Raw genomic sequence first — 13,489 nt, 5'->3', positions numbered from 1 at the left:
ATCCCCGATGACACGCTAGGCAGCGATAACGTTTTCGGGCAATTTGCTTTTGATGATTACCATTGCCTTCTACTTGTTGAGACTGGCAGTGAGGGCAGCTGACGCCATCAGGCCAACGTCTCTGACGAATAAACTGGTAGCATTGCTCATCATTTACCAGTTGTTTGATATTGATCATTCTTTGCTTATTACTGACTTAATTTACCCAAATAGACGTGCATAATACATCTTTGGTTGTATTATATGCTACCCCCTAGGAATCCATATAGAGCCATGATTAAATTATCCTTATTAAGACAAGGAACAGTTGCCATATAAATAAACTCCATTACTCGTATGCTCTCCATTCAGCATAAAAGAACGCATTTAAAAGCTGAAGGCACTAGCTGATGAAGGTGTAATTATCCTATTCCTAGCCATCCTATACCCTTCACGAATGATTTCTAGGTTTTGTTATCTTCACTCCTCACCCCAATCACCTATTAATATAGACTCATGGTGCTTCGTCACTCGATGGCCGCACCTAAAAACCATTCGTATTGGTTATATATTCAGCCATTATACAAACCCTTTTACACATTCACTCATTGGTTACTGGGCAGAGAATATAAGGTCATAGCCAATCATGACATAGAATATTGATGATATCATCGAAGAACTTAAATCCTGCAGAAGTTGCTATTCATTACAAGACAGCTCATTAACAATAACCTAACTTGGTCTTTACCCAGCAAACTGGTAGCATACTGTACAAATCAACAGCTTAATAAGTGATGCAAGATATACCCTATGCGCCTGTTTATTGCCGAAAAGCCCAGTTTAGGCAGAGCCATTGCCGATGTGCTCCCCAAGCCCCATCAAAAAGGAGAAGGGTATATTCAAGTTGGCAATGGCGATTACGTCAGTTGGTGTATTGGTCATTTACTGGAGCAGGCACAACCTGATGTCTATGACCCAGCCTACAAACAGTGGAAACTAGAACACCTTCCCATTATTCCAAGCCAATGGCAACTGGTCCCTAAAGCAAACACCAAAAAGCAGCTTAGTGTGTTACGTAAGCTCATAAAACAAGCAGACCATATCATCCATGCTGGTGACCCTGATCGAGAAGGCCAAATTCTGGTGGATGAAGTAATTAATTTCATCGGTATACCTGCAACCAAACGCTCAACCATCCAACGCTGCCTTATTAGTGATTTAAATCCAAACTCTGTCCGTAAATCACTGGCGAGTTTGCGCGATAACAAAGATTTTATACCCTTGGCAACATCAGCCCTGGCTAGGGCTAGAGCAGACTGGTTATATGGCATTAATATGAGCCGGGTCTGCTCTATTCAAGGAAGAAAGGCAGGCTATCAAGGGGTACTTTCTGTTGGCCGAGTGCAAACCCCGTTATTGGGCTTAGTAGTACGACGAGATCTAGAAATCGAACATTTTGTATCCAAACCCTATTACGAAGTATTTGCCTTACTGGAAACCCAAAAAGGCGAGCAGTTTAGAGCGAAATGGCAGCCCAGTGAAGCCTGCCAGCCTTATCAAGATGAAGAAGGCCGAGTAATCTCAAAAAAACTCGCAGAGAATGTGGTCAAACGCATTACCGATCAACCAGGACTTATTACAGCAGCCACCAACAAGCGTAAACAACAAGCTGCTCCCCTCCCCTATAATTTATCCGCTTTACAGATTGATGCCGCAAAACGCTATGGCTTAAATGCTCAGCAAGTTTTGAACACCTGTCAGGATTTGTATGAAAAACATAAACTGATTACCTACCCCCGTTCCGACTGTCGTTATTTACCCAAAGAACACTTAATACAAATCAATACGGTTACGGCAGCCATCAGTCATGTATGCGAAACATTAAGAACAGCTACAAACGAAGCTGACTTAAGTTTAAAAAGCAAAGCCTGGAATGATAAAAAAGTTGAAGCGCATCATGCCATTATTCCAACTGAGCGGAAACTCGACCCAAGCCGTCTAGCTAAAAGCGAATTGCAAATCTATGAACTCATAGCAAAACAGTATCTCGCTCAGTTTTATCCAGCATGGCAATACGATGACCGAAAAATAGAAGTAGAAATCAGCGGCGGGAAGTTTGTCGCAACAGCAAGACAAACCGTCGATTTAGGTTGGAAAAAATTATTTATAAAAAATAACGAAAAAACAAGCGATAAACTAAATAATCAAAATAATCTCAATGAACAAGGCAGTGAAATTAAAGAAGGTGAAACTACCTACGATCAAGAAACACAACAAAAACTGCCTAACTTAAAAAAAGGTGATATTGTTCAGTGCCTACAAGGTGAGCTGGCCGAACGCATGACGCAGCCCCCCAAGCCTTTTACTGATGCTACATTACTGTCAGCGATGACAGGTATTGCCCGCTTTGTAAAAGACCCGGAAATCAAAAAAATATTAAGAGAAACCGATGGCCTCGGTACCGAAGCCACCCGTGCTGGCATCATTGAGTTATTATTTAAAAGGCAATTTTTAACCAGACAAGGCAAACAAATTCGCTCGACCGAGACTGGCCGGCAACTCATAGAAAGCTTACCGGAAGTTGCTACTACCCCAGATATGACAGCTCATTGGGAATCGCAACTGACGTCTATCAGCAACAAAGAAACTAGCTATCAACGCTTTATGGAGCCGATGACAAACACTCTTCATCAGTTAATTATGCAAGTCAATGTGAAAGCTTTTGAGCCTTTAAAGGGAAAAGGACAAGCAGCAAAGAAGAAGACTAAACGTTCAAACACAAAAGCTCGATATGGACATTCAAATCACAATAAAAAGAGAGGGTAATAAGTTTTATAAACTAAATATTTTCACTATTTTTACAACAATTGAAGACTGGAAATTACTGATTCTTGACCTACTACCCTCTTACCGTAAATAAATAGGCTAGAAAGCATAAGATATTCCTTCATTCTTAAAAAATAGCTTGTTTCTCCAAGTTAACTTTAAATACATATTTTGCGTATAATATGCACTAAAGCTTTCTTGTTGGGTACTCTAGCTCTTGTACGAACCCCCAAAATTATTCACTTAGGGTATACCATCAGATTAACGATAGGAAAAGAGCAAAACGTGAACACTACTTCCCCTCCCAGCAAAACATCAACATCATCATTATGGACAGCTCGACTCGCCAGCTTAGTCATTATTGGTGGCCTATTTATTGGCTGGAACAGCATTTGGATTTATCCCTTTCAGATGTTGACGGTTTTCTTTCATGAGCTTTCACATGCCATAGCAGCGTTGTTAACCGGTGGTGAGGTGCTTGAGTTTTTTCTCGACCCTCGTCAAGGTGGTCATGTGATTCATCGAGGGGGTAATCTGATAATTACGGCTACTGCGGGTTATCTTGGCTCATTAGCTTGGGGGGTTGCGTTGTTTTGGACCGCGCATTTGTCACGTTTTGATAAGGTCATTAATGGCCTACTGGCATTGATTATATTGGTAGTACCTTGGTTACTGAAAGGACAAGGGTTTGCACTGGTATTTTGTTCTATTTTTGGTATTTGTCTATTGCTTACAAGTATTAAGGCATCACATTGGGTCAATGACTTTTTACTCCGGCTCATTGGGCTTTCATGTGTATTATATGTACCTGGTGACATTTACAGCGATACTATAGCGCGCAGCGGTACGGTTGTTTCAGATGCAACAAACATTGCGGAACTTTTAGGTGGGAGTACCATGATGTGGGGTATTATTTGGCTTGTAATATCATTGGTTATACTACTCATTATGTTTATTCAACTTTGGAAGTCACCTGGCGCTAATTAATGATTCGCAAACAGTATCCAATACTCATTTTCAATCGTAACACGTCTCCTATTTGATTTCTCAAACCAGTGTTTTAATACACTGGTTTGGTTGGGACCACACCTATTCTGTTAATTTCCTCTTTTATTTACAATTTTTTCTTCTGATTATCCATTACACACTTTTATTTGTGTATTCAATCGCGTCTTACCACGTCTTTTTAATTTAAAGTATTAACCATTGTGATCTGTATAAGTACTGCACTACCTATTAATTAGATATAAGGCTTTAACTGTCTGTTTATGATTAGTATGAAGGACTGGAGGCAGAGAAAAAACTAATACTTGTGGCACAGTAGGAGGTGCAACCGCAACCTGATTATCATTAATTTAATCAAGCTGCAGTCGTTTATCAAAAAATGGACTCATTAATAGTGTTCGATAAAGCTATACCCTTCACGAATCACTTTTAGGGGTTGTTGTCAGCGTTTTTCATCACTTGACGTCTACCCCTAAACCCAATCGTCTGGGGATATAAATCAGATCATAATTTAATTTAAAAAGATAACTGCTTCCAATTAAGAAATTGCATTAGAAGTTTCATATATCTCAATTTATAAGCTGAAGAGTCCACTATGAAGAAATCGTTATACCACAAAAAATCGACAATATCGCTCGTTCCCTTGCTGTTGGCAACGACCATACAAGCCCCTATAGCTCTGGGCAATACGTCCACAACCGCAATCGCGCCCACAGAATTATTTTCCAGTGAAACCACAGCTACGTCAGCAGCCACTTATACTCAAGAAATAAATAACAGCATTATTGAACATGCCGATTATTTCCGTGAAGCTGACCTGAAACTCAATAAACAAAATGGTCGCTACCAATTCCCAGACCAAATTACACTTAACTTATTTTCAGGCGAAGCCTTTGATTTAAGAGTAATCAGCCGCGAATCAACGGATGGCTCCCTTGAAGTCATTTATGGTCAGGTTTTTGATAGTGGCTTTAGTCACCTTGAAACTTATAGTAATGCCATTATTACCTTGAACCATTTAACAGGAAAAATAACGGGTATTATTGAAAATGAGCAAGGATCTTATTTAATTCAGCCACAGGACAATGGTCGTTACCTGTTGGTGAAGCAAAAACAACCTGAACATATTGATGAAGTTTTACCTCCTACCAGCCAGTCTGAACTTTATTCAAAAGCAGCAGCAAAGGCTGCAAAAGGTGAAAAAGATAAACACGGCAATATTATTATTGACGTATTTCTAGGTTTTTCTGAGTCCGCAGCCAAAGAAGTTGGTGATATCAAAGCAACCGCTGCAACTTACGTTGCCTCTGTTAATAGCGGATTAAAAAACTCTGGTATTAAAGGTATTAAGCTCCGTCTGGTTGGTACCGGTACTACCAAACACAACCTGGGCATCATTACCAAAGTTTTGGATAATGCCGAAAAATGGTTTGCGAGTGATATTGAAAAGTTAGCCCCTGATTTAGTGGGTGTTGTCCAAACACCCACTAAAGCACCGAATAGTGCAGCAGGTTGGGCTGGTGTCACGGGTTATACTCAGGTGGTCGGCGCCCCATGGCCTGGTGCTTGGCGGCACGAAGTCGGACATAATGTCGGAGGCCTACATTGCAGTAAAGATGGTGATGCAAAATGGAAATATGCTTATGGCTTTGATAACGGCAAACTCACAACACACATGTGCGGTAATGCTGCAAACTTCTATTCGACACCTGACGTTAAAGATGCTAATGGACTACCAATTGGTGATGCAGAAACAGCGAATATGGCTAGGCTCTGGAAAGAGCGTGCTGCATTAATTTCAGAGCATCGCAAACACACTGTTCCATTCCCCGATGAAGATCCAGATGGTGACAAGCCTGGTGATGGTGACAAACCCGGTGATGGCGATAAACCCGGTGACGGTGACAAGCCTGGTGACGGCGATAAACCTGGTGACGGCGATAAACCCGGTGATGGAGACAAGCCTGGTGACGGCGATAAACCCGGTGATGGCGACAAGCCTGGTGACGGCGATAAACCCGGTGATGGCGACAAGCCTGGTGACGGCGATAAACCTGGTGACGGCGATAAACCTGGTGACGGCGATAAACCCGGTGATGGCGACAAGCCTGGTGACGGTGATAAACCCGGAAAAGCATGTCCTAAACCGGACTTACTGAAAAATAACCTCATCCAACAGCCTGACTTTAATGACCTTACCCAGTGGCGTGCTTATTACACATCAGCAGTTAAACTTGAGAAAAAAGCTGAAACGAAAGACTGTGGCACTGATTACAAAGTCAATATTACAGGACGCACAAGCTACTATGATGGTGTTATTCAAAAAATACAAACTCCTTTGAAAAAAGACGCTACCTACCAGTTCAGCGCAAACTTCCAGCTTGCAGATGACCAGCAAAAAGACTTCGGTCTGGCAGCGCTAGCACTGAAAAGTGAGCTAGGTATTTTCTATTATCAGTACTTGGCTATTGATCAAATTTCTAACGCTGAGAAAAAACTAAGTGGTGAATTCCAACTAAATGCACTGGGTGAAATCAAGGCAGCACACTTATTACTCTTTGGTCCCAAAGGTAAAAAGTCACTCATTATTGATGAAGTTAAAATAAGTGAAAAAGATAATAATGTGCCTGACCCCAATATTGTTTTTGAACACAGTTTCGAAACCGATACTCAAGGCTGGCAACCTGCTTGGAAAATGGGCAAGTTAAGTCAAAGTCAGGAGCGTGGCAAAGACGGCCAGTTCAGTCTACATATTACTGAACGCGATCACTGGTATGCAGGTGGTTTGTTAGCCGGTTCTGAGCTTATTGAAGCTAACCAGGCTTACACACTCTCTTTATCTGCCAGCTTAGGGAAAGAAGTGAAAGCCGCTCAAACACTCGATATTCAAATATTCTATGTCGATGATGAGGGTTATCACTGGCAACGTGTCAATACCAGTAAAATACCCACAGGTGATGCCTGGTTTGATATTGCGACAGACTTTGCCATTAAACCAAAAGGTAAGCTAAAACGTGCTGATTTATATGTTTTTGGGCCTGAGCCTGGTACCGACTTCTATATTGATGCCGTTAAGCTGGTCAAAACTGACAAGGGTCCCGGTGATGATGATAAACCTGGCGACGGTGACAAACCCGGTGATGGCGATAAACCTGGCGACGGAGACAAGCCCGGCGATGGCGATAAGCCTGGCGATGGAGACAAACCCGGCGATGGAGACAAACCCGGCGATGGCGATAAGCCTGGTGACGGTGACAAACCCGGTGACGGTGACAAACCCGGTGACGGTGACAAACCCGGTGACGTTGACAAACCCGGTGACGGTGACAAACCCGGTGACGGTGACAAACCCGGTGACGGTGACAAACCCGGTGACGGTGACAAACCCGGTGACGGTGACAAACCCGGTGACGGTGACAAACCCGGTGACGGTGACAAACCCGGTGACGGTACAAAACCTGATAACGAAAAATAGTCAATTCATATTTAACTTCTGATAGCCAACCATCAAAAGGTAGAAGTCTGCCTTTTGATGGTTTTTTTATGGATTGCTGTCATTCGGCTTAATAGCCCTCATCAAGATATCCGATCTATACTTACTTTTAATTTGCTGAAGAGGTTTATTCTTGAATGTCTGAAGATCAAGGCATAGAGCAACGCCGGCACCCCCGAAGGGGGATAAAGTGGAAAGTGCTGATTCGAGATAAAGCAAAAGAAGTTGTTGTAGGCCGAACAGTGAACGTCTCAGTCAGTGGTGCACTTATTGAGGTATCTCACAAATACAGTTTGAATGAAGCCGTAGATGTGCAAATTTCTGCAGTTTATCTAGGTAAGAGTATAAAAATTCTTTCTAGAGCGGTTGTTCGTCATACCGTGGTCAGAACATCTGACTTTCAAATTGGTATCGAGTTTAATGGTTTAAAACCTGAGATGGCTCAGTTCTTGGATGACTTTGCTTCAGGAGTAGTTTAATACTAATAATATTAAATTTTTTCTGTATTTTGGAGTGAATACAGTATCGTTTTTTTAAGTCACATAAAATTAATTAGCCGTTGTTAAGAGTATACATAATAACTAGGCAATACATCATCTTATACACTTGATATTATTAATACTTTTTAAAAAATGTAACAAAAAATCATACAAGTATGAACAGGTTTACATAGTTAAACATTCTTCCCAGTTATAGTCTCCTCTCGCATATACACCCTTCACGAATCATTTTTAGGGTTTGCTGTCAGTGCTCTTGAGCATCAATGATGGTGAAAATGCAGTTTATGCAGGAGCATTTAAATGCCTCCCCCTAAAAACCCTTCGCTTTTGGGTACACCTTTAACCACATATTTCCCATGTTAAAGGCATACTGTTCTGTCGTTTACCTTTTTAGGAAAACTGCAGTAATAGTTAATAATTAAAAACATATACCCTCTGCGACGGGTATTAAAGAAGATACGAGCCGTATAATGAAATACTCATCCTTGCTATTAATTGCTTCGTTAGCATCCAGCTGTGTGCTAATGAATAGTTACGCAGACAATCTCAATCAAACTGATACACTTAAACCCATTAAAATTGCGGATAAAATTGATTCAAATTTATCGTTAAGTCCAAAACAAGGGTTCGACTCAAACTCTACATTTACAGTTTCTGAACCAGGTGCCAGTTATATTAAAGTACACTTTGCAGAGTTTAATATCCCTGATGGTGCTGTGGTCGAAGTTCGAAACCCTGAAGGTACTGAAAGCTACCGTTATAGCAATGCTAAGCGTGATGGTTTTACCTACGACCCAGAGCTGGGTGAGGATGGAAAAACCTCGTGGGCAAGTATGTCAGTCAGTGGTGATACCGCAATTATCCAGCTGATCATGCCTAATAATCTAAAAGCAGCCAATGCCTGGGATGACACCAAACATTCTATTAAAATTGGTCACTATATGCGCGGATTTCCTGAGAATGTTATTGAAAACTTAATGACTCAGGAATTTTCAACCTGCGGCGGTAACGAGCGTAAAGATGCTGTGTGCTATAAAGATTCGCACCCCACTGAATTTGCCCATAGCCGTCCTGTAGCAAAGTTGGTCATGCGCGGGAGTGTATGTACAGCATGGCGAGTGGGACCAGATAATAAAATGTTTACCAATAACCACTGTATTGGAACCCAGTCCTCAACGACTACCTCTGAAGTCTGGTTTAACTATCAACGCAGTAGCTGTCGTGGCAGTAAACCAAATAACATCACTAAAGTGCCTGCAGACAAAATGCTCGCGACCAGTCGCAGTAGTAGCCTGGACTATACTCTCTTTACCGTGAAAGACTTCAGTAAAATTGCCTCGTTCGGTTACCTAGGCCTTGATCCCAGAGATGCAGTAAAAGGTGAGCAAATTTATATTCCACAACATGGATCAGGTAATCCTAAAGAGCTTTCGATTGAAAGTGATTCTAATAGCAACAACCGCTGTCAAATTGATGCGCCAAATAGTAGTCGCCAAAACCTTGGTTACTATTGTGACACAATAGGTGGTAGCTCTGGGTCTCCAGTTATCGCCAGTAAAACAAATAAAGTAATAGGCTTGCACCACTGGGGTGGCTGTCCTAGTGGTCCTAACCAAGCAGCACGCATTAAAGATATCTGGCCGGAAGTTGCCAAGCACTTTAATAATAAAGTCCCTGGAAGCAGTCCGAATGGTGATAATGACCCTGGCAAACCTGACACACCCGATAACCCTGATGATCCCAATAAGCCTAACTACTCACCATTAATGAACAAATTAAATGCTTGCCTAGGATCTACTAAGGCAGGTAAAGTCACCGCATCTCGATGTGACAACAGCAAAGCGCAAAAATGGCATATCGATAGTAAAGGATTGCTTCATCCTGCAGATGCCCCCAACAAGTGTCTTCAACTACCTTCTTGGTATAAAGGCACTAACCGTGCTGTTGTCGGCAGCTGTAATGCAGATAAACTTGATATGCGCTGGGTACTGGAAAATGGGCGAATTCACAATGTGGCCTACCCAACTCTTTACCTTAATCACTTTAAAGCCTATGGCGAGTGGATCGGTGTTTGGACAGAAAAAGCCGATGGGAAAAATGAACAGTTGTGGGAATGGAAATAAGCATGACTGATTTGTAGGGTAGTCTCCCCTTTTTCAGAAGATGTACAAACAACAGGTGTCTATAGGGCACCTGTTTTTTTTAGCAATATCCCTCACTATAGACTTGCTGCAAATTCGTTTCACTTCACATAGCAAACTCGTTTCAGCACTCACTACGGAAAATACTTAACCACTACGCGTTAAAATTACGTAAATTACAGATACCACTTGCAACATATTGCTTACAAATAGTGACATTTCATTAACTGAGTTACAATTTGAGCAACTGGAATAGACGAAAACTGTTCCCCTCTTTACTATACCCTTCACACATTACATCAGCTGTCTTTATTTATTTTTTCTAACTATCACTAAGCGTTATTTACAAAGCCCACAACCAAGGGCACACAACAACACAGTAAACACTATACCCACAGCGAGGTTTTTTTAGGGAGCTGGCTTACTACTGTGAAGCTAGCGATAGCAGCACTAATTGAAATAAAAAGTGCTAGCTGGGCCGTCAAGCGATGAAGCCCCTGGGCAAGTTTACCGCTGTGAAACTTGCGGTAGCCACTTTAATTGATATAACAGCGCTGCTGGGCGGTTATATTAATAAGTGACTGGGGTGGCAGTTAAATGCTCCTCGGCAATTGCTCCTGCATTGCTCTACTACATGACATCCATGTCATTATGCATAAACTGCATTCCCACCATCCTTGGTGGTCAAGAACGCCGAAAGCAAACCCTAAAAATGACTCACGAAGGGTATATTAAAGGGTAACCTACCAGGTTAACACAGGCCTCTATTAACTGGCCGTTGGAAAAGGATGCCGATATGAGAAAACACGTTTTTCATTTTGCTCTTTTTATATCTACTTTTTTTATGTCTGGTGCGCTTCTTGCGTCTCAGCTTCATCGAGTCAATGTAGGCTTCTTTTTTGATAACATCAACATAAAGGAAGATAAAACAGTAGCAAGCTTTTTACTTGAACGGGCCAATGCCGAACTAGAATTACAAGATATCCATCAACGTCTGCACTTGATGTACACAACAAAGCGTACACAAGCACTTTCTAACGACATGCTGTTGCGTATTCAGTCCAAATATCAGTTAGATCTGATGATTATTATATCCCCTGAAACCAATAAATTTATCGCCTTAACGGATACCCCAGGCACACTGGTTCTCACTCCTTACGAAGTCACATTTAACTTTGCTCAAAACTTTTTTAACTCATTAGAAAAAGCTGCAACTCAGCAATGGGGAGCTAACACGCTTACAGCATCGGAAATTTCCTCTTATCGCTGGCGTGAACTATCTCACTTTGCAAGTGAGGTCTTTGAGAGATTTATTGCGATACCAAATAATCAGTTATCTGTTGATGAGCATAATGTTGAGCAGCATTTTTATGAGCTCAGTATTAACTGCCAACAGCTACAACAGCAATCAGAAAATTTAGTAAAAAATGGTGACTTCAATCTCGGTACTGATTATTGGCAAAATGCCTTCCGTAATAATGCTACTATTCATATTGCACCTAATCGAGAAGAAACGCCCTGCTATAACAATGTTGCGCGTATTGTTCATCGCCAACACTATAGTGATGGACTTCAACAATATGTTGAACTTGAACCAGCACAACAATACCAGCTATCAGTATCCGCTCGACTGTTAAGTCGTCATGAGCAGCATGTTCGCGATAAATTAGCCGCAGTAATGCTTATCGAGCTTAAAAATGGTTTATTCGACTACCAGTTTATTGATTATTTAAGTATTACAAATCAAGAGTTTTCAACACTTAATACTGTTTTTACCTTTAATCCCGCGCTTAACCAAAGTGAAATAGCTAAAACATTACTACTTATCTATGGTCCCAATCCAATCTATGATATTGAAATTGATCATGTATCATTAGCTATTGCACCCAAGTTATAAAACGAATCTCTAACACCCTCACCTACATTATTCTAATGTCCTTCTCCCTCAAAAGAAGATATCGCAATAATTTTGCGATATCTTTCACAGAGAACAAGCATTTAATCATTTGCTTCCTCACAATAAACAATTAATTATAAATAACGTATAGCGGTTCACTTTATTTATTAAACCAAACTTGTCTCATGTTGCTCTTGTGAGATATTCGATTATTTATATGTTTACTTCCCCCTATAATCCTCTTACTTAAACTCAGCTATTCCCTTCAAAGTGGATATAGTTTCTGTCAAACCAAGCATATTTTTTATTTACAACGCCAAAAGGATTTACCATGAACAAGTCAGTCTTAGCATGTTTACCTGTGCTAAGTTTTTTAATTGTCACGCCAACCTTGGCTGACGACAACACAGAACAGCCATCACTTGTTGATAAATGGGATGCTTGGATTGCCATTGACGGATTACTCACATCAGACGAAGATGCTTTATCAGTAGACTCCATGTTGCCTATTTATGAAGAGGACGATGGCTTAGTCTTTATTAAGTTTGATGCCAGCAAGGGTAAAGGCCGCTATAAAAGCTATAGTATTGGTAGTGGCTATCGTCATATGCTTAGTGATGAGCAAATAATTGGCGTTTACGGTTTCATTAACTACCAACAATCAGAATATGGTAATGGCTTCCATCAGTTTAATCTTGGTGCAGAATACCGTACGGTTGACTGGGATTTTGGTACCAACCTCTATCTACCGGTTGGTAGCACTAAACAGAAAATAGGCTCGCATACAGTAACTAGCAATGATGGGCGTACCTATGTTGAGCACCAGTATGAGCGAATGCTACAAGGAGCTGATATAGAAGTTGGTTATCGTCTACCATTTTTCACAGAAAATGAAGACCAACAGTTAAGACTATATACCGGTCTATACCACTTTAAAGGCGAACAAACCAAAAGCTTTACCGGCCAAAAACTCAGCCTGGAATACCATCTGGAAAACGTGATAAACCAGCTACCTGGTAGTCAGCTAACCCTGGGTACTGGAGCCAAACATGACTCTGTAACGGATAATGAAGGGTTCGTATTCGCACGAATTACTATGCCCTTTGATATCATGGGCAGTGGAGCCTATCGTAATCGGCTGTCACCTTTTGCAAAACGTATGACAGAACGTGTACGCCGTCAGCCTGGTTTTGTGGCTATTGCTGAACCCGAGTACAGTGCTGTTGAAGTTACTTCAGAGCCACCGAGTAGCGAAGCGTTTTAGAGACATAAAGTCTTCCGAACACACCCTAAATCCCTCTCTGGAGGCTTGGTTGTCAGCTTACGGAAGCAGTTCGACGCGCTTTATCTCGCAAAAGACCAAGGATGGTCGCCACTGCAGTTGAAACAAACATATTTTATGTACAACGACTTAGTGTCTCCCTCTCGGGATTTAACGATATCATTTTCAGACTACTTTTCCTGTGATTTTCACTCACTGTAACTTTAGTGGAAAACATGCCATTTTATTTCCAGGGAAATACACCCAATCACAGTTAAAGAAATTAGGTATCGGCTCTATATGGATTCCTAGGGGGTAGCATATAATACAACCAAAGATGTATTATGCACGTCTATTTGGGTAAATTAAGTCAGTAATAAGCAAAGA

At 41.2% G+C, this 13,489-nt stretch carries 9 protein-coding genes and 1 pseudogene; 7 read left to right on the top strand and 3 right to left on the bottom strand.

Features of this window, described 5'->3' with window-relative positions:
- Positions 1-178, bottom strand: a 178-nt coding sequence (locus tag F607_RS36180) for a transposase (protein WP_169719804.1), incomplete at its 3' end; no start/stop codon positions are given.
- A gap of 611 nt (positions 179-789) precedes the next feature.
- Here F607_RS36180 and F607_RS0120255 point away from each other — a divergent pair.
- Entirely contained in the window at positions 790-2,805 is a 2,016-nt protein-coding gene (locus F607_RS0120255) for a DNA topoisomerase III (RefSeq protein ID WP_027709546.1), read from the top strand.
- A gap of 285 nt (positions 2,806-3,090) precedes the next feature.
- Positions 3,091-3,792 (top strand): M50 family metallopeptidase, encoded by a 702-nt coding sequence (locus F607_RS0120250; RefSeq protein WP_051311673.1) that lies wholly within the window; start codon positions 3,091-3,093, stop codon positions 3,790-3,792.
- 1,716 nt (positions 3,793-5,508) lie between these two features.
- Here the strand turns inward: F607_RS0120250 and F607_RS36175 are convergent.
- Positions 5,509-5,982, bottom strand: a complete 474-nt coding sequence (locus F607_RS36175) for a P30/P32 family tip organella adhesin (RefSeq protein ID WP_420864442.1) — start codon at positions 5,980-5,982, stop codon at positions 5,509-5,511.
- On the opposite strand from F607_RS36175, the pseudogene F607_RS36170 reads away from it, so the two are divergent.
- Positions 5,966-6,841, top strand: a pseudogene (locus F607_RS36170) (carbohydrate binding domain-containing protein); the annotation flags it as partial. The gene F607_RS36175 and the pseudogene F607_RS36170 sit on opposite strands and share 17 nt — an antisense overlap.
- A 26-nt stretch (positions 6,842-6,867) precedes the next feature.
- Here F607_RS36170 and F607_RS36165 read toward each other — a convergent pair.
- On the bottom strand, positions 6,868-7,194 hold the full coding sequence (locus F607_RS36165) for a hypothetical protein (protein ID WP_420864441.1): 327 nt from the start codon (positions 7,192-7,194) through the stop codon (positions 6,868-6,870).
- Between the two features lie 246 nt (positions 7,195-7,440).
- On the opposite strand from F607_RS36165, the gene F607_RS0120240 reads away from it, so the two are divergent.
- From F607_RS0120240 to F607_RS0120220, 4 genes are all read left to right on the top strand, one after another.
- Positions 7,441-7,782, top strand: coding sequence for a PilZ domain-containing protein (locus F607_RS0120240; RefSeq protein WP_027709543.1), 342 nt, complete (start codon positions 7,441-7,443; stop codon positions 7,780-7,782).
- A 491-nt stretch (positions 7,783-8,273) separates the two neighbouring features.
- On the top strand, positions 8,274-9,926 hold the full coding sequence (locus tag F607_RS30740; RefSeq protein ID WP_084611348.1) for a trypsin-like peptidase domain-containing protein: 1,653 nt from the start codon (positions 8,274-8,276) through the stop codon (positions 9,924-9,926).
- Between the two features lie 814 nt (positions 9,927-10,740).
- A complete protein-coding gene (locus tag F607_RS0120225; RefSeq protein ID WP_027709542.1) occupies positions 10,741-11,841 on the top strand; it encodes a hypothetical protein in 1,101 nt (366 codons plus the stop codon).
- Between the two features lie 331 nt (positions 11,842-12,172).
- Positions 12,173-13,105: an inverse autotransporter beta domain-containing protein gene (locus F607_RS0120220; RefSeq protein WP_027709541.1), complete on the top strand. Its 933-nt coding sequence runs from the start codon at positions 12,173-12,175 to the stop codon at positions 13,103-13,105.
- Positions 13,106-13,489 lie beyond the last annotated feature (384 nt).

The sequence above is a fragment of the Zooshikella ganghwensis DSM 15267 genome, assembly GCF_000428585.1.
Taxonomy (GTDB): domain Bacteria; phylum Pseudomonadota; class Gammaproteobacteria; order Pseudomonadales; family Zooshikellaceae; genus Zooshikella; species Zooshikella ganghwensis.
Note: the sequence above shows the minus strand (reverse complement) of the source record. Positions and strands in the feature narration are given on the sequence as shown.

What these genes read in the sequence shown, in the direction of transcription:
- F607_RS0120255 (WP_027709546.1), top strand. Translation starts at nt 790, where the DNA reads ATGCGCCTGTTTATTGCCGAAAAGCCCAGTTTAGGCAGAGCCATTGCC.
- F607_RS0120220 (WP_027709541.1), top strand. Translation starts at nt 12,173, where the DNA reads ATGAACAAGTCAGTCTTAGCATGTTTACCTGTGCTAAGTTTTTTAATT.
- F607_RS0120225 (WP_027709542.1), top strand. Translation starts at nt 10,741, where the DNA reads ATGAGAAAACACGTTTTTCATTTTGCTCTTTTTATATCTACTTTTTTT.
- F607_RS30740 (WP_084611348.1), top strand. Translation starts at nt 8,274, where the DNA reads ATGAAATACTCATCCTTGCTATTAATTGCTTCGTTAGCATCCAGCTGT.
- F607_RS0120240 (WP_027709543.1), top strand. Translation starts at nt 7,441, where the DNA reads ATGTCTGAAGATCAAGGCATAGAGCAACGCCGGCACCCCCGAAGGGGG.
- F607_RS36175 (WP_420864442.1), bottom strand. Translation starts at nt 5,982, where the DNA reads ATGAGGTTATTTTTCAGTAAGTCCGGTTTAGGACATGCTTTTCCGGGT.